Genomic DNA, 16,781 nt, shown 5'->3' with positions numbered 1-16,781 from the left:
AGCAAAACAGGAACGGATTCTACACCTGAGCGGCCCGGATCAGGGGGCTGGGTCAGTCATCCAAAGCGACAGACGCTGCGAACAGCGGTGAGCTCACCTACTCGACAAGCCTTAAATCCGATCTCGGTGTCGAACTTGCCATCGCATTGGGGGCAGCACTTTACACTGATCATGGATTGGCAGACGATCTTCTGAAGTACAAGACGATCACAGATGTCCTGGGTCGTGTCCCCTGCACTTATCAGCTTAGCGTCAGCGCAAGTACCGCGGAACGGCCACATGTCAACCCAGATGGCATGGATCAACGCGCAATCCATGCGATGGACGACTTCAAATCGAAGCTTGATCTGAGCTTCCTGGAGGCGGGATCACCTCTTGCCTGCTTTGAGGCGTTCCGCGAATTGAAGCCAGCGATGAAGGCCAAGCTGGTGGCCTATGCCCTTGCTCAAACGATCCGGCCGGGCTGGCCAGCGGACGAATGGGTGATGTGTTCGAAGATCTCGAAAGTGCGATTATGCCAAACATCCGCGATTTCTGGCGGCCCACGGGTGAGGCCTTCTTCGGACGTCTTAAGCTCGATTGGCTTGTGTCAATCCTGAAAGATGATCTTGGCATGCCAGACGAGGCTGTGAACCTGGCTGGTGGTCGCAAAGCAGCCGCTGTTGAGTTCATGGAGCGGCTCTTCGCTGAACCCTACGCGACGCTCACAGAAGATCATTTTGCGGTCGTTGCCACCTGGGCCCCTGAAGGCATGCAGGCACATGGCACCGCAGCCGATCAAGATACGGCCGAAGAGTCGGAACAGGCAATCGCGGCCGAATAGTTTCCCTACCCTACCGACGACAAAGAAAGGAGGTGATCACGTCTATTCGGCTCCCTCGGGCGTACTGAGCAATCAGGGCGCCCTTTTGCATGGGTGATCGCTCCTACGACCTCAATCGCAAGCAACAACGACAGGATTGCGCGCTCTAGAAAGGAAATCGCCATGGCCCAACCAAAGTTTGACCTCAAGCAGCACGTCACCGACATCATCATCCAGGAAATCGAGAAGGGTACGCCGCCGTGGCAATGCCCCTGGACCGGATCGGTGAAGCAGTTCGCCCTGCCCCTCCGGCACAACGGCACACCATACCGTGGCATCAATGTTCTGGTTCTCTGGGTGCAAGCTCATCTCTCAGGCTATGCGTCGGAGCACTGGATGACGTATCGGCAGGCCCAAGAGCTCGGTGACCAGGTCCGCAAGGGTGAGAAATCAACGCCATCGGTGTTCTATGTAACGTTCGAGAGAAAAGATGATGAAACCGCCGCCCACGACGACGAAGCCAAGGCGCGTATCCCGTTTCTGAAAACCAATCGCGTCTTGAGCGTCGCACAGATCGATGGCTTGCCCGAGAACTATTATGCTGAGCCGGTTCCACCGGTTAATCTCGGCACAGAACCTGATCAGCGTCTTGAGAACTTTTTTTGACGCAACTGGCATCAGTCGGCGGGCGAGTCCCCTGCCCCGTGCCTACTATGATATGCGGCTTGATGAGATCCATATGCCGCCAATTGAGACGTTTCACGATGCGGCGCGATACTACGCCACCCTCAGCCATGAATGTGGGCATAATGCCGACAACCCGATTATGCCGTGCTAGCTTTCCAAATGCTCCCCGCGTTGGCTATTGTCTGCAAAGACTCGGCATAATAGGGCCAGCTCATCGCTGAGGGCCAATTTGCCAGAGCGACCATTCAAACAAAACGCAGAGATGGTTGGCGGTGAGCCCATGTATGCCGAATGCTGTGCTCTGCCTCAACGGCGGTTTTTTGGGGGGCGTGCTCTGGATGATTTGATACCTATCAGGTCATGTAAACACGTTCACGATAGGCCCATCTGAAACCTCAACCCGGACCAGGCTCACACACATCCAATTGAATGGATGACAAAATTCCTTAGTGTCAGACCCATGCGTGACATCAACTTGAAAGCCACCGAGTATTTTGAAGCTGCTGCCCGGCTTGGGACAGTGACCAAGGCGGCGGCGGAGCTGGGTGTCTCGCCGTCCGCTGTGAGCCAGCAGATCAAGCTGCTTGAGACGCAATTTGGGGTCATGCTGTTTCGCCGGGAAAAACGGCGATTGAAGCTGACGCTCGATGGTGACCGGCTTTATCAGACGACCACGCAAGCTTTTGCGGCGCTTCGGAACGCCCGGACTGCAATTGGCGAGCCACGGGGGCAACGGGGCCTGAATGTCAGGGTGTCGCCCAGCTTCGGGGTGCGCTGGCTCGGCCCCCGTATCGCTGATTTCGCATCCCGAAACCCGGACTGGGACATTCGCATCAACGCTACGCCGGAATTCTCGGAATTTGATACGGACGCCATTGATCTGGACCTGCGATACGGCCTTGGTGAGTGGACGGGGCTGACTGTCGAATGCATCATGCAGGATGCAGTCTTGCCTCTTTGCAGCCCTGAGCTTCTAAAAAAGGCAGGCAAGATATCCGACCCGGTTGGCCGCCTGCAATCTGCGCTTTTGATCGACAGCGTCAAATCCCTGTATCGCTGGGAGCTGTGGCTTGCGGCCAGTGGTTTTGAAGTTGCCAATCTCAGCTATCCCTTCCGGTTCGACCGATCTTCAATGTCAATTGAAATGGCCAAACAGGGGGGCGGCGTGGCATTGGACAGCGCATTGCTTTGCAAGGGTGAGATCGAGCGTGGAGAGCTTGTTCCGTTCCTGCCGGATACGCCGGTTATCGCGTTTTCCGCATATTGGTTTGTCTGCCCCGCCCGTCATCTGAACCGCCGCATCGTCAACAGGTTCTTTGAATGGATTTCGCAAGAGGCAAAAGACCATCAGATGCAGGTGCACACCCTGCTAGAGCAGTGTGGCTGCACCTTTCGCATTGCTCCGAATGATGAGCTTTTGTCTGGGGAGGCTGCTCAGTAGATCGTGAGTGAAGGGACAAATGAGATCAGAGCCAGGACAGTCAGCGCGACCAGGTAGAACGGTAAAAGCGCTTTCACGGCTTCGCCGATCCCGACTTTGGCGATCGACGAGGATATGAACAACGTCGTACCAACCGGCGGCGTGTAAAGGCCAATCGAAAGGTTAACGACCATCATCAGGCCAAGCTGCACCGGATCAAGTCCAATCGCATTCGCAATCGTCACGAAGATCGGCCCCAGCAGCAGCACAGCGGCAGGCAGATCAAGGAAGGCACCAACCACCAGCATCACCAGGTTCAGAGCGATAATCACCATCCAGGGGTCAGAGATGGAGGCTGCGACCCAGGCCGCGAGGTCTTGCGGAACGCGCTCAGCCGTCAACACCCATTGGATCGTCGAAGAGGCCATGATGATGATCATCACGGCCCCGGTCATGGCGGCGGTATCGACACTCGCCCGCCAGAGTGTTTTGACGCTCAGATCACGATACAGAAAACCACTGACCAACAGCGCATAGGCCACAGCCATGACACTGACCTCGGTCGGTGTCGCGATCCCGAAGCGAAGCGTGCCAATGACAAAGATCGGCATCAGCATGGCCGGAATGGCCGCATAGACTTGCGATTTGAACGCTGCAAATCCTCCCTCCAGCGGGGCGCGCGGCAGGTTGCGCAGGCGTGCGATGATCCAGACCATGGTGAACATGCCAATGCCCAGCATCAGCCCCGGCAAAATACCGGCCACGAACAATTCAATCACCGATGTGTTCGAGATCAGCCCATAGAGGATCAAGGGGATCGATGGCGGGATTAGCACGGAGATTGTTGAGGAAGATGAGTTTATTGCCGCCGCAAACCCAGCCGGATAACCCGCTTTTTTTTGGACGGGTATCAGCGCATTGCCCAAGGCGGTCGCGTCTGCCACGGCAGACCCCGAAACGCCACCAAACATGACGGATCCCAGAACGGATACCTGTCCCATGCCACCCTTGAATCGGCCAACCAGAAGCCGGGCAATATTGACGAGGTATTCGCCAAACCGGCCCGACATCATTAGATTGCCCGCCAGAATAAAGAACGGAATGGCCAACATCGGAAAGCTCTGCGTTGGCGTGTAAAGGCGTTGGGCCAGTACGGCCATTGGCTTGCCATCAAGCCAAAGCGCGAATGCCGCGCCGCCCAGCATTGCGTGCGCGACAGGAACCGAGAGCGCAAGAAGCAGAAAGAAAACCCAGAGAAGCGGTGCGGTCATGGTGTTAACTCAAGCTGGTGTCGGCGTGTTGGACATCCCCCAGCACGGCCCGGATGGCGTCCGTCAACGCGTTCACGCCCATCCCGCCAAAGGCATAGATCAGGCTGGCATAGCCCCAGACCTGTTTGAGACCCAGTGTGGCGAGGCTTTGAAACGTGGCGGCGCGGAATGTCGGTTGACCTGTCCATATGACAGAGACGCAGATGAAAAAAACAATCATGCTGACAAACACGATCAACCATCGCAGGGCATTTGGGCTGATCAAATTCGGAAGGATCGAGATGGCGATATTGCGCCCCTGCGTTGCTGCGACGACGACGCCGCCCGCGACAAGCCAGGGCAGGAGGATCGCGTGGATTTCGTAGGCCCAGGGAATGCCGCTCCCAGCCGTATAGCGCAGCACAGCATTGATGAACAACAATACGAACATCACAGCCAGGCAGATGACCGAGATCAGACGGCCGCTCCAATCCAGTAGGGTCGTGAGGTGTCGGCAGGCCGAAAGGAAAGGGCCCGTAGGCCCTTTCTGAGTGCTATGGGAGAGCTCTCTCACTCTAGGCCCGCAGTGGCGCGCAAGGTGGCCACAAGCTCTGGATAGTCCTCGGCATAGAGGTCATAGACCGGGGCCGTGGCGGCGATATAGGCCTCCCGGTCAGCTTCTGCAAAAAGCGCACCTTCTGCCTCCATGCGTGGCCGCAGGGTGGCGTCACCTGCTAGCGACAGGGCGCGCTGAACCTCACCTGCTTCTGCGGTGGTTTGCAACGCACAAGCCTGATGTGCCTCATCTAGGCCGGACCACCAGGCTAGGCTGGCCACAACGGGGGTGGATTCGTATTTGTGACCGGTCATGGTGACATATGGAGTAATGTCATGCAGACCCGCGGAATAGATGTTCACCAACGGGTTTTCCTGGCCCTCGAAGGCACCAGATTGCAGCGCCGATGGCAGTTCGGACCAAGCTAACGGGGCCGGGCTTGCACCAAGCTCTTCAAAGATCGCAAGCGTCATCGGATCGGGGGGCGTGCGGATTTGCATGCCTGCGACGTCAGCCGGAGTCGCCACGTGCATGCCTGTATGGGTGATGTTGCGAATACCGTTGTCCCAGAAGCCCAGCACCTTGAGACCCGCAGTCTGAGCACGCGCGTCGATCATGTCACCGACCTCACCATCAAGGATGGTCCATGCGGTTGGCAAATCCTCAAACAAGAAAGGCAGCCCGAGAAGTCCCACTTCGGGCACAATCTGGCTCATGGCACCCTGGCTGTTGGCGGACACCTGAATGACGCCGGATTGTAATGAGGTCAGCATCTCAGCGTCATTGCCCATGGTCGCCGCAGGGGCGTGATTGACCTCTTCACCCGCGCAAGCGGCGTAAAGATCGGCCCAAATTTCAGCAGCGATGTAGCGCGGGTTGCCGGGGTTGGCACCATGCGCAAAGATGACCTCGGCCTGCGCGGCACCGGTCATGGCCAGAACGGCCACAGTTGCAAGAAGTTTGGTTTTCATTTTGGTCTTCCTCCCTTGGTTTGGACCATTTGGGGGCCGGAGTCCCGGCCTGTCGTAGAGGTGCTCACGTCAAGGTGCGCACCGGATTGCCCGTTAAGAACGCGTTGATGCTCTCAATGACTTGCCGCCAAACCTCGACCATCGCCTGATTGCTTGCCCAGGCGGTATGCGGTGTCAGGATGACGTCAGGACGAGACGCGGCGACATAGATGGGATTGTTGGGTTCGGGTGGCTCTGTCGTGAGGACGTCAAAGCCTAATCCAGAAATCAGCCCTTCCTCCAGAGCCGCAACCGCATCGGCTTCGTGGACAAGGCCGCCACGCGCCGTGTTGATGATGATAGGTTGCTGTTTCATCGCCTTAAATTCGGGCATGGCAAGGACATTGCGGGTGCTTGGGGTCAGAGGCGCATGACAGGTGATCACATCGGCCTCCGCCAGCATCTGATCGAATGGGGTGTAGAGCAGGCCAAGCCCATCCACGCCTTTATGCGCCGCGAACATGACCTGCATGCCAAAGGCTTCGGCAATCCTTCCCACCGACTGTCCGATGACGCCTTCGCCGATGATCCCGATCTTGCCTCCGGCTAGATCGCTGACCAGGTGATCAAAGAAGCAGAATTGCTGCTCTTCCTGCCAACGCCCTTTCAGCACCGCATCTCGGTAGCCGGGGATTGCGCGTTTCAAGGCGAGGATCAGCGCAAACGTGTGTTCGGGCACTGTGTTTTTGGCATAACCGCGCACATTTGACACAGTGACGCCATGTGCCTTGCAGGCTTCCAGATCGATGCAGTCATACCCAGTTGCCGCCACGGTTACGAACTTGAGGTCCGGGAGCTGCGCCAAAACCTCTGCCGTGATCGGAACCTTGTTGGTGATGGCGACCTCGGCCCCACCAAGCCTATCCACAACGTCCTCTACCGCGCTGCGATCATGTTCAATCCACTCATGGGACGCGTTCGGGCGGATCAGTTCCACCTCCGGCCCCATTGTCGAGCGATCAAGAAAGACGATACGTGTCATGACACCCTCAGTGGATCAGCGAGCCGCCGTTCACATCGACTTCGGACCCGGTGCAATAGGCCGAAAGGTCAGATGCGAGGAACAACGCACAGCCCGCCACATCATCTGCCGTGCCCGCGCGCCCCATCGGGATACCCGCCAGCACCTGCGCGCGCATCTCATCGGTCAGCTTGCCTGCGGTGATGTCTGTTGCGATGAAACCAGGGCAGATGGCGTTCGAGCGCACATTGTCGGGCGCAAGTTCGCGCGCCATGGCCTTGGTCAATCCAAGAACGCCCGCTTTCGCCGCCGAGTAATGCGGACCGCCAAAGATGCCGCCGCCACGCTGCGCAGAAACCGAGGACAGGTTTACAATAGAACCGGATTTCTGAGCGCGCATGGCCGGAACGACGGCCTGGCTCATATAAAGCGTGCCACGTAAGCTGACATCGGTGACAGCGTCGTAGTTCTCGGCCTCGATCTCCATCAGCTTCAAGGGCTGGGTGATGCCCGCATTGTTGACCAGAATATCGACGCGCCCGAACTGATCCAGAACATGCTTGGCCACGCGGTCGCAATCTGCTTGGGCCACGACATTACCCGCAAGCCCGATATGCCCCGCGCCCGGCAATTCGGCGGCAGCGGCTTGTGACGCGCTGTCCTCAAGGTCAGTGATAACAACGGTCGCGCCATGCTCTGCAAAGAGCTTTGCGGTCGCCTTGCCCAACCCGTTGGCGCTCGCCGCGCCTGTGATGATTGCAATTTTGCCGTCCAGAAGCGCCATTTTTCCTCCCACTGGTCTCAGAGCCAGCCTTTTATTTGCGTTGCGACCCCTTCGGTCGAAATGCCGTACATGTCGTGAAGTGTGGGCAAGGCGCCCGCCTCCAGAAATTCGTCGGGTAGGCCAATCATGCGAAATGTCGGGTGAACGCCAGCGCGTATCAACGCTCCGGCAACCGCTTCGCCCAAACCGCCAATGACGGTGTGGTTTTCAGCCGTCACGCAAAGCCTGCCTTTACCTGCCTCAGCCACAATCGTGTCGATATCCAGCGGCTTGATCGTGGGCACATGCAGCACGGCGACATCCACACCGTCACCCGCAAGCGCTTCTGCCGCATCAAGCGCGCGCATGGTCATGATCCCGGAAGAGATCACCAGAACGTCCCGGCCTTTACGGATCATCTGCGCGCGGCCAAGCTTGAACTTGTAGTCAGGCTTGTGACGGGTCAGAACCGCCGGCACCTTGCCGCGTAAGAGCCGCGCATAGACGGGGCCGGGCTGCGCGATCATCGCGGGCACCATACCCGCGACGTCACAGGCATCGCAGGGGTCAATCAGCACCATGTTGGGCAGGCCCCTGAAAATTGCCAGGTCTTCAAACGCCTGATGGCTGGGGCCGTATCCGGTTGTCAGACCAGGCAAGGCGCAGGCGATTTTGACCGGCAGATCTTCTTCTGCGATGGCCATGGCAATAAAATCATAAGCGCGACGGGAGGCAAAGACCGCGTAAGTCGTTGCAAATGGGAGGAACCCCTCGCGGGCCAGCCCCGCCGCCGCACTGAACAAAAGCTGTTCAGCCATGCCCATCTGGTAAAACCGATCCGGCATCGCATTCGCGAAAACATGCAGGTCGGTGTATTTAGACAGGTCCGCCGACAACCCGACAATACGCTCATCCGTCTCGGCCGCTTCGACCAGTGCCGCGCCAAAGGGTGCGGACACCGTGTCGTACCCTTCGGCTGCAAGCGAGGCGATCATCGCGCTTGTGGCAACCTTGGTATCCGGGGCTTTGCGCGGCTCATATTTGCGGGCCATGGAGGCGGTGGTCATTGCGGTTTCCCCTCATCCAGTTTGGCCAGCGCTTTGGACCATTCCTCTGCCTCGACGCGCACAAAATGGTTGATCTCGCGCGCCTCCAGGAAATCGACCCCTTTGCACATGGTCGTGTTGCAGATGATCACACGGGGGCGTGGTTCATCCAGTGCGCGCGCAGCATCGAAAGCCGCAACAAGCGCGTCCATATCATTCCCGTCTACTTCTTGCGTATGCCAGCCAAAGGCCTCCCATTTCGGGGCCTCGGCAACCACCGCCAATGCGTCACGCGTCGGGCCGTCTGCCTGCTGATTGTTGAAATCGACAAGGCAGATCAGGTTGTCGAGCTTCCACTGCACGGCGGACATCACGGCTTCCCAGGTAGAGCCTTCGCCCAATTCGCCGTCCGACATCAGGTTGTAGACAAAAGCCGGGTTCTTCTTGCGCTTCAGGCCCATGGCGGCACCCACAGCAATCCCAAGGCCCTGCCCGAGCGAGCCGCCTGTGATCTCCATTCCGGGGGTGTAGGACGCCATGCCCGACATCGGCATTCGGCTGTCGTCCATGCCATAGGTGAGAATTTCTTCTTCGGGCAGGATGCCTGCCTCAATCAAGGCCGCATAAAGCGCAATCGCGTAATGCCCGATAGAGAGGTAAAAACGGTCACGGCCTTCCCATTCAGGGTCTTCCGAACGGTAGTCCATTGCATGGAAGTAAGAGGCCGCCAGCACATCCGCGATGCCAAGGGCCTGACCGATATAGCCCTGACCCTGAACCTCACCCATCAGCAGCGCCTTGCGGCGAATGTTCCATGCGCGCATTTCAAGCGAAACATTCGATAGTGAAGCAGTGCGCTTTGCCACGCCCATGCAATGCCCTCCCAAGTCATCTCGGAAACGCTAGCAACCTTTTTGACACCCGAAACTTTAGAAATGCGCAAAACATGATTAGAAAAACTACACAACTCTTCCAGTCAAAAAATCGTAACCCTGTGCGGGGCCGAGACGTACGGAGAGTTCATCGTGGCAGACATTTAATCTATGGCACATGCCATTCGCTTTCTGGCGATTGATTCAATTCTTGCTGCGGGCGAGGGCCATCAGGGCGTGCCGCTGGGGATGGCCGAAATCGCCGCCACGCTTTATGCGCGACATCTGAAAGCTGATCCCGCTGACCCGCTCTGGCCGGATCGAGACAGGGTTATTCTGTCGAATGGCCATGGCTCGATGCTGCTTTATGCCCTGCTCCATCTGTCCGGCTATGAAAAGGTATCGCTGGACGCACTCAAGACCTTTCGCCAGTTGGGGTCTGTCTGTGCGGGGCACCCTGAAATCGAACAGTACGCTGGAATTGAACTGACCACCGGCTTGCTGGGCCAAGGGATTTGCTCTGCCGTCGGTATGGTCGTCGCAGAAGCCCGCCTGTCCGCGGAGTTTGAAGGGCTGGTCGATCACCGCACCTGGGCTTTTGTCGGCGACGGATGCTTTCAGGAAGGCATGGGGCAAGAGGCGATCTCGCTTGCCGGGCATCTGAAACTGGGAAAGCTGACTTTCCTTTGGGATGATAACCAGATCACCGATGACGGTGCGACTGGCCTTGCAATTTCCGAAGATGTTGCCGCGCGATTTGAAGCGGCGCATTGGCATGTCCAAAGCGTTGACGGCCATGACATTGGCCAGATCGACGCCGCGATTGAGGCAGCAAAAGCAGACCCGCGCCCGTCCATGATTGCCTGCCGGACGAAAATCGCACGCGGTCTTCCAAGGCTTGAGGGGCAACGCGGCGGGCATTCCGCGCCGCTTGTGCCTCTAGATCGTGTTGAGGCTCAGGAAGCGCTCGATTGGCCGCATGGGCCATTTGTGGTGCCAGAGAACGTCTGTCAGGATTGGCGCAGCGCCTTCACAGCAGGAAAAAGAGATCGTTTAATCTGGGAGAAACGGCTGAGCGACCACAAGGACAGGCAAGAGTTCGAACGTCGCTTGAGGTCGGACCTGCCTGCTGTTTTGCCCAAGGTTTTCGCAGGCATCACCGCAGAGGCTGGCACTGTGCAAGCCCCACGCGGAACGATTCAATATTCAGGCGATGTGTGTGATGCGCTTTTGGCGCCGATGCCCGAAGCTTTCGTTCTATGCGCTGATTTGGAGGCTCCGACGAACCATAAACGGTCCCGCGCTGCATTCGCGGCAACCGATTATGGGGGCAGCTATGTCCATTGCGGGGTTCGTGAACATCTGATGGGGGCCATGGCGAATGGGATCGCCGCCCATGGTGGTCTGCGCCCGGTTGCTGTCACCTACCTTGCCTTCAGCGACTATGAACGCGCGTCCATGCGCATGGCGGCTCTGATGGGCCTTCCCGTGGTCCATGTGTTCAGCCACGATTCCATCGGTGTAGGCTCAAACGGACCGACCCACCAACCGGTGGAAATCCTCGCCAGTTTCCGCGCAATGCCGGGAATGACGCTGTTTCGCCCGGCCGATGCGATTGAAACGGTAGAGTGCTGGCAGATCGCGTTGGAGCGCCAGAAAGGGCCCTCCATGCTGGCCCTGTCCCGGCAAGACGCGCCTCCAGTCCGGTCCGACGCCAGCGAAAACCTCTGTCGAAACGGGGCATATGTTCTGCACGAGCTAGAGGGTCATCGGGACGTTACACTCGTCGCCACCGGCACCGAAGTCGCTCTGATCCGTGAGGCCGCAACCCGATTAGCGCAGGACGGCATCAATGCCGCCATGGTCTCGATGCCAAGTTGGGAACTCTTTGAAGAAGCAGGCCCCGACTATCAGCAATACGTCTTGGGTGAAGCGCCAACGATCGCGGTTGAAGCAGCCGTAGATTTTGGATGGAACCGTTGGCTTCGGCCAGATGATACATTCATCGGCATGGCAGGTTTTGGTTCGTCCGCCAAATCAGAAAAGCTATACGAGCATTTTGGGATAGCAGTCGAAGCGATTGTGCAAGCAGCCAAGGCGAAATTGTGATCACTGGTCAAAGTGTTCTGGAAATTGCGACAGTAACCGAAACCGTCGTTCATTCGAACGGTTTGAATAGCGGCTCTGTCCCGCACTTGTTGAGTTTGGTTGTCTCGTGGCGAAGGGTATGTGTTCCTGCCGCTATTCCGAGAATGCCACCCCCAGCAGCCAAATGACGCACGTTTGAGGGCAAAGTCCAAAGGATCGTTGCGGAAAACATGTTTGCTCTCTTAACGGAAAGGGACTAGGGGGGCCAAGCTTTCTATGTCGCCCCCAGCCAATGCTGACCTCAAAAACTGCTGAATGGGCTGCATCGGGGCAGTGTTTCCTTCTGAACAAATCAGAAGGAGTTCGAAAAAATGCCGAGAAAACAATATGCTTCACCGCTTTCAACCTTTGAAGCGGAGCAATATGATCGCCGTATCGATGAGTTTACGGTCTTTCTCGACCGACAAGGCTACACCATGGGGACTGTCGATACTTATCGTCGCAATTGCCGCCGATTGGCGGAGTTTGCTGTCAAACGTGGTATTCCGTTATCAAAGCTGGATGAACCAGTGGTTTGCGGACTAATCCAAACAGTTCTGGGCCTCGATGAGGGCTCTAAAGCGACCTATGGGGTTCATTGCATAAATCGTTTTGTGGATTTTCTAATCGAGGTTGGGGACACCCCACCACGCCCGGAGAAGAGCAATAAATCCAAGCGCGCGGTTCTGATGCGCGAGTATGAAGCCTATCTGCGTGAACAACGCGGTTTGTCCGAGGCAACGATCTATGGCTGCGCGCAGTACGCTCAAGCTTTTTTGTCATTCAAGTACGGCACGCTTCTTGGCGATTTGAAGCGTCTCAAGTCGCAAGACATAACCAGCTATATGCTGCGCATGCGGAAAAGTGCCCGTATCGCCAAAGACAAGCCGATCTCTACACATCTTCGCTCGTTCTTTCGGTTTCTTTATTGGGCGAAACACACAGATAAGAACTTGGCGGAGCAAGTTCCGTCCCGGCGATCTATGGGCAACGGCAGAATCCCTTGATATCTGCCATCTGAGGATATCAACAGGCTCATTGCGGCAGCTCGATTATCAACCAAAACGGGACGTCGCGATTATGCGATGATCTTGATGATGGCGCGCTTGGGACTGCGTAGCCCTGAAATCATTGCCATCAGACTAGAAGATGTCGACTGGCGTCTGGGCCCGTCTTTGTCCACCACACCGGTGCCCCTTTGGGCGATTGTGGAGCTCGAAACACCTTTGCGCGGATAGGGCGCCGCCTTGGTCACAGAAAACCAGCGAGCAAGGGTCTTAGGCGCCGGTGCAGACAGCTCAGATAGACGCCACTTGTGTCTCAACTCTACGGGGCGGAGGCCCCCTGCCCCACCGTCGGAGCCGTGGTGCACCCCCTAATGGCTAGTGCGAGTCTTTCCGGGCGTGGTCCTGAAACGCTTGGGCCATGTCGCTCACAACCAGGATCGCATTACGGCCATCCGCCTTGTGGCCCACGATGATCTCCTCCGCATGAAGGATGGCCGCGGTGATATCCTCGAAATACGCCGCCACGTCCTCAATCGGATCGCCGGCGACAAAGGACATCACGCCCTCGTCATAGGTGACGCCGATGACCGGCTCGTCAGCGATCTCGTCAGGCAGCTCATCATGCCCTCCATTGAGAAGCGTCTCCGCCGCCATCACGACGAGGGTCGCCTCATCCATGTCCGGGGCTTAAGGGACCTCCTCATCGCAAGGATCCTGGGCCTTGACGCCAGCATCGATCAACGCCATCGCGAGATGCGGTTTGATATCTCCATCGACCTCAAGACGGTCCATCTTCGGTTTATCGCGTTCGAAAAAGAGCTTGGTGTCGCGGACGAGTTCGGTGCGTTGGTCGAGGCTATACGGTCCATACGAGGTCCCGTTGACCTCGATTGAGAACCGCCGGTCCTCGTAGGGACTGGTTTCGCGGATTGTGATCTGAGACATGCATGTCGTCCTGCTGACCGGCATGGGCCAGCTTCAATTTGTCGGGATACCGTCAGCGTTTCCCGGCTAAACCGGTGCTGTTTCTTGTCGGCGGCTTTGTCGACGTGCTAGGCGTCGCCTTCTGCTCACATCCACGGACGTCATCCTAAGCGCGAGCTGCCGCGCCATCTAGACGGTGGTCGTGAGAGGTGCGAGACTGGACGATGGTTGGATGCACCGAACCAAGAATGGTCGGACTCGTTCTGCGCTAGACATGGATGATCAGGCGGTTCACCTGCGTCCTCGGTCCTGGTAGCATGGCATGCTGGTCGCAGGATCCGTCCCGCACCGAAAGGCTTGTTCGCCGGAATTCTCCCCTGCCCTTCTCTGCTGTGCTGGCCTGCGGTCGGTCTGGGCCCTTGTCCCCTGCCCTCGGACCATCGTTGCACACCGATCAACGGAGTAAGGCAATGAGCACCAACTGCATCCAGTTTGAAAGCACCGAAATCGAGACCGCCAAGAGCGTCGGTTCGATCTCAACTCTGACCTTCGACATCGACATCTCGGTCGAGCCGTTGCAGAGCGACAACCCCATGGCACCGCCGCATCGCGTCCTTGGACGCTCGCCGCGTGGCCAGCTTGGCGAGTGCGGCGGTGTTTGGAGGAAGCAGAGCCGCGAGACTGGTGCTGATTACTTCACGTTTGCGATCCTCGATTACGGCTTCAATTCGGATCTCGGAAAGGCCGCGCACCAGGATGATGCGTCTCTGCAAGCCGTGGTCCCGTGGGCTCCGGGGGAAGCGGCGTTAGCTCGGAAGTGCTCGGCTTGGGTCGCCCCTTCGACGTTTGAATGGTCTGTTAACAGCTGTTAACAGGAAGCCGGTGGCTACCTCTTGTTGTGGAGGAACTGCCGCTGCGACACAAATTGTGGATATTTTTCTTGACTTGGAAGGGTGAATCGCGACCTATCTGAGTCGAGTTGCGCAAATAAGCGCTTTCGAGTGGGAATTCAAAAACCATGTTCCAGACGGCACCGATCCAGGCGACTTCGCAATCCGACCTTACGCGGGTGATGTCTGAGCGTCTACACACTGCGCTCACAACTCATCTGCAGCAAGCCTATGCGCCTGACCAGCGCAAGACACTGAGGCTCTTTAGCGCAACAGAGGCCTCAGAACTCTTGGGTGTGACCGGTCAGTTTCTTCGGAAGTGTCACAGCGATGGCTCCCTCCCTGAGCCTGAAGTGACAAAAAACGGGCGGCGCTTCTATTCGGGTGCAGAGTTACTGGCAGCACGAAATTTGCTCGAGGGTGGGTCTCGAACATCAGGCAAGTACCTGCCGGGTCGCCGCGCTGATGACCGGTTGCAGGTCGTGCAACTCATGAATTTCAAAGGCGGATCGGCAAAGTCGACGTCTGCGATCCACCTTTGTCACTATCTAGCGCTTAAGGGGTATCGGGTGCTCGCGGTCGATCTCGATCCGCAAGGCAGCCTGACCGGCTTCTGCGGCATCCAGACTGAACTCGAATTCGAAGGGGCGTCCGTCTATGACGCACTTCGTTATGAGGATCCACTGCCCCTGGCCGAAACTATCGTTTCGACATATTTCCCGGGGCTCGACCTAGCGCCGGCAAAGCTTGTGCTTAGTGAGTTTGAGACGGAGACAGCGGTGCACGCTGGTCGCGGAGCGGCGTTCTTCGAGCGATTGAGTTTCGCTCTTTCGACCGTCGAGGCAGATTACGACGTCGTCGTGATCGACAGTCCACCTGCCCTTGGGTTTCTCACACTGACTGGGCTCTACGCCGCGACCTCCGTCATCGTACCGATGACACCGAGCATGTTGGACCTCGCCTCTACGCAGCAGTTCATCGAGATGACGTCAGCTTACCTAGGAGTTATCGAAGAGACAGGCGTCCAGCTTGATCACGACTTCTTCTCTTTCCTGATCACACGCGACGATCCTTCAGACATCCCGAGTCAGCAAATTGTCAGCCTCATGCGCGCCCTTTTTCAGGACCGCGTGGTTGGTGCGACGATGTTACGGAGCACAGCTGTCGCCGATGCAGCGATGCTGAAGATGTCGATCTATGAAGTATCGAGATCGGAGATGACTCGATCGACCTATGACCGTGCGCGCGGGAGCGCGGACGCGGTCGGACAGGAAATCGCGACAATGATCCAAAGCGCGTGGGGACGCTGATCATGGCAATGGGAAAGAACAAGACGGGGATCACGGCGGCGATCACGGCGGCTACGGAGAAGCCCGCCGAGACTGCTACGGTACGAGAGCGGGCTCAGAGAACTCTTCCGCGCGGAACAATCGGTTCTGTGCGGGCGGGGCTTGGAGGTATCCAGGAGATCGACACGTCTTTGGTGCTTCCCTGGGGCCCGCGGGACAGGCTCGGTGTGGAGTTAACAGCTGTTAACTCGGAGGAGGCATCTAGCTCGCTACAAGATCTCATAGAAAGCATCGCATCTTCGGGCCAGCAGGTTCCGGTTCTTCTTCGACCATCTAAGGAAAAGGACGGTCACTTCGAGGTGATCTATGGTCGTCGTCGGATTCTTGCATGTCGCCATCTTGGCCAACCGGTCAAGGCGCTGATCCGGACACTTGATGATACCGAAGCGCTTATGGCGAAGGGTCTAGAGAACGCCAGCCGCACTGAATTGAGCTACTACGAGAGAGCTCGTTTTGCACAAGCTATTGTAGAACAGGGCTACTCGCGGGCTGAGGTTTGCCAAGCGCTCGCCGTTAGCAAGAACACGCTCTCTCAGCTTGAACGCATCACGCGGCTTGTACCGACGAGTGTCGGAGATGGCATCGGCGCGGTGCCAGGTGCTGGGCGGCCAAAGTGGATGGCCCTGGCAAGCGCATTCGAGAACGGTCAGATCGACGAGAACGGTGCTCTTGAGGTGCTTGGCAGGTGTGCATCTGAAGCTACGTCAGACGAGCGTTTCGAGTCGATGCTCTTAAGCCTGAGCCGCCGCAGGCCTCGCGAGCCCGAAGCGACTGACCGGAAGCTGATGCAAGGCGTTCAGATCAAATCCGGTCGGAGTTCCATCACGCTTTCGGTGGCGAAGACCGGAGATTCCAGAGGATTTGCTGATTGGTTGGACCGTCATCTTGACGAACTGATCGCGGAATCCTTCGAACGGTTTCAATCAGAGAGCCGCGAAGGAGAGGGCGGTTAACAGCTATTAACCGCTGATTAAAGGCAACGAGCAGAAAGGAGGACGGCAGAAAAAGAAACCCCCGAAACCGAGGTTCCGAGGGCTGCTGCGCACGAAGCGCAACTTGTTTTGACACAACAACCATAGCAGCCACCGAATCACCGAACAAGAAAAATCGCTTCTGA

Annotated in this window: 19 protein-coding genes; 10 read left to right on the top strand and 9 right to left on the bottom strand. The window is 57.4% G+C overall.

Features of this window, described 5'->3' with window-relative positions; all coding sequences use genetic code 11:
* The 5 genes from GTF44_RS22000 to GTF44_RS20245 form a co-directional block, all read left to right on the top strand.
* A partial coding sequence (locus tag GTF44_RS22000; RefSeq protein ID WP_216365354.1) for a hypothetical protein occupies nucleotides 1-195 on the top strand: 195 nt, incomplete at its 5' end.
* Between the two features lie 283 nt (nucleotides 196-478).
* The gene (locus tag GTF44_RS20260) at nucleotides 479-823 is read left to right on the top strand and encodes a hypothetical protein (protein ID WP_171563168.1); all 345 of its coding nucleotides are present in this window, start codon (nucleotides 479-481) and stop codon (nucleotides 821-823) included.
* A gap of 162 nt (nucleotides 824-985) precedes the next feature.
* Nucleotides 986-1,468: an ArdC-like ssDNA-binding domain-containing protein gene (locus GTF44_RS20255; protein WP_171563166.1), complete on the top strand. Its 483-nt coding sequence runs from the start codon at nucleotides 986-988 to the stop codon at nucleotides 1,466-1,468.
* A complete protein-coding gene (locus GTF44_RS22665; RefSeq protein WP_367383435.1) occupies nucleotides 1,380-1,640 on the top strand; it encodes a zincin-like metallopeptidase domain-containing protein in 261 nt (86 codons plus the stop codon). Before GTF44_RS20255 ends, GTF44_RS22665 begins: the two co-directional genes overlap by 89 nt.
* Nucleotides 1,641-1,949: 309 nt before the next feature.
* Entirely contained in the window at nucleotides 1,950-2,930 is a 981-nt protein-coding gene (locus GTF44_RS20245; protein ID WP_171563161.1) for a LysR substrate-binding domain-containing protein, read from the top strand.
* On the opposite strand, the gene GTF44_RS20240 is transcribed toward GTF44_RS20245, so the two are convergent.
* From GTF44_RS20240 to GTF44_RS20210, 7 genes are all read right to left on the bottom strand, one after another.
* Nucleotides 2,924-4,180 (bottom strand): TRAP transporter large permease, encoded by a 1,257-nt coding sequence (locus GTF44_RS20240; protein WP_171563159.1) that lies wholly within the window; start codon nucleotides 4,178-4,180, stop codon nucleotides 2,924-2,926. The two genes, GTF44_RS20245 and GTF44_RS20240, sit on opposite strands and share 7 nt — an antisense overlap.
* Nucleotides 4,181-4,184: 4 nt before the next feature.
* Complete coding sequence (locus tag GTF44_RS20235; protein WP_171563157.1) at nucleotides 4,185-4,610, bottom strand: TRAP transporter small permease; 426 nt, start codon at nucleotides 4,608-4,610, stop codon at nucleotides 4,185-4,187.
* A 119-nt stretch (nucleotides 4,611-4,729) separates the two neighbouring features.
* Nucleotides 4,730-5,686, bottom strand: coding sequence for a TRAP transporter substrate-binding protein (locus GTF44_RS20230; protein WP_171563155.1), 957 nt, complete (start codon nucleotides 5,684-5,686; stop codon nucleotides 4,730-4,732).
* 64 nt (nucleotides 5,687-5,750) lie between these two features.
* Nucleotides 5,751-6,707 (bottom strand): D-2-hydroxyacid dehydrogenase, encoded by a 957-nt coding sequence (locus GTF44_RS20225; protein WP_171563153.1) that lies wholly within the window; start codon nucleotides 6,705-6,707, stop codon nucleotides 5,751-5,753.
* A gap of 7 nt (nucleotides 6,708-6,714) precedes the next feature.
* Nucleotides 6,715-7,470: an SDR family NAD(P)-dependent oxidoreductase gene (locus GTF44_RS20220; RefSeq protein ID WP_171563151.1), complete on the bottom strand. Its 756-nt coding sequence runs from the start codon at nucleotides 7,468-7,470 to the stop codon at nucleotides 6,715-6,717.
* Nucleotides 7,471-7,487: 17 nt separating this feature from the next.
* Nucleotides 7,488-8,516, bottom strand: a complete 1,029-nt coding sequence (locus GTF44_RS20215; RefSeq protein ID WP_171563149.1) for a transketolase family protein — start codon at nucleotides 8,514-8,516, stop codon at nucleotides 7,488-7,490.
* Entirely contained in the window at nucleotides 8,513-9,367 is an 855-nt protein-coding gene (locus GTF44_RS20210; RefSeq protein WP_171563146.1) for a transketolase, read from the bottom strand. Before GTF44_RS20210 ends, GTF44_RS20215 begins: the two co-directional genes overlap by 4 nt.
* Nucleotides 9,368-9,538: 171 nt before the next feature.
* On the opposite strand from GTF44_RS20210, the gene GTF44_RS20205 reads away from it, so the two are divergent.
* Complete coding sequence (locus tag GTF44_RS20205; protein WP_171563144.1) at nucleotides 9,539-11,476, top strand: transketolase; 1,938 nt, start codon at nucleotides 9,539-9,541, stop codon at nucleotides 11,474-11,476.
* Nucleotides 11,477-11,826: 350 nt separating this feature from the next.
* The gene (locus tag GTF44_RS20200; RefSeq protein WP_171563142.1) at nucleotides 11,827-12,501 is read left to right on the top strand and encodes a site-specific integrase; all 675 of its coding nucleotides are present in this window, start codon (nucleotides 11,827-11,829) and stop codon (nucleotides 12,499-12,501) included.
* Nucleotides 12,502-12,876: 375 nt separating this feature from the next.
* Here the strand turns inward: GTF44_RS20200 and GTF44_RS20195 are convergent, their stop codons facing one another.
* Together GTF44_RS20195 and GTF44_RS20190 are read right to left on the bottom strand one after the other, a co-directional pair.
* Complete coding sequence (locus GTF44_RS20195) at nucleotides 12,877-13,179, bottom strand: hypothetical protein (RefSeq protein WP_171563140.1); 303 nt, start codon at nucleotides 13,177-13,179, stop codon at nucleotides 12,877-12,879.
* A 9-nt stretch (nucleotides 13,180-13,188) separates the two neighbouring features.
* Entirely contained in the window at nucleotides 13,189-13,446 is a 258-nt protein-coding gene (locus GTF44_RS20190; RefSeq protein WP_171563137.1) for a hypothetical protein, read from the bottom strand.
* A 449-nt stretch (nucleotides 13,447-13,895) separates the two neighbouring features.
* Here GTF44_RS20190 and GTF44_RS20185 point away from each other — a divergent pair, with 449 nt between their 5' ends.
* The 3 genes from GTF44_RS20185 (at nucleotide 13,896) to repB (ending at nucleotide 16,617) form a co-directional block, all read left to right on the top strand.
* Complete coding sequence (locus GTF44_RS20185; RefSeq protein WP_171563135.1) at nucleotides 13,896-14,297, top strand: DUF736 family protein; 402 nt, start codon at nucleotides 13,896-13,898, stop codon at nucleotides 14,295-14,297.
* A 146-nt stretch (nucleotides 14,298-14,443) separates the two neighbouring features.
* Complete coding sequence (gene repA, locus GTF44_RS20180) at nucleotides 14,444-15,625, top strand: plasmid partitioning protein RepA (RefSeq protein ID WP_171563133.1); 1,182 nt, start codon at nucleotides 14,444-14,446, stop codon at nucleotides 15,623-15,625.
* Between the two features lie 2 nt (nucleotides 15,626-15,627).
* Complete coding sequence (gene repB, locus GTF44_RS20175; protein WP_216365196.1) at nucleotides 15,628-16,617, top strand: plasmid partitioning protein RepB; 990 nt, start codon at nucleotides 15,628-15,630, stop codon at nucleotides 16,615-16,617.
* Nucleotides 16,618-16,781 lie beyond the last annotated feature (164 nt).

Source organism: Roseobacter sp. HKCCD6576-2 (assembly GCF_013179285.1).
Classification (GTDB): Bacteria; Pseudomonadota; Alphaproteobacteria; order Rhodobacterales; family Rhodobacteraceae; genus Rhodophyticola; species Rhodophyticola oceani.
Note: the sequence above shows the minus strand (reverse complement) of the source record. Positions and strands in the feature narration are given on the sequence as shown.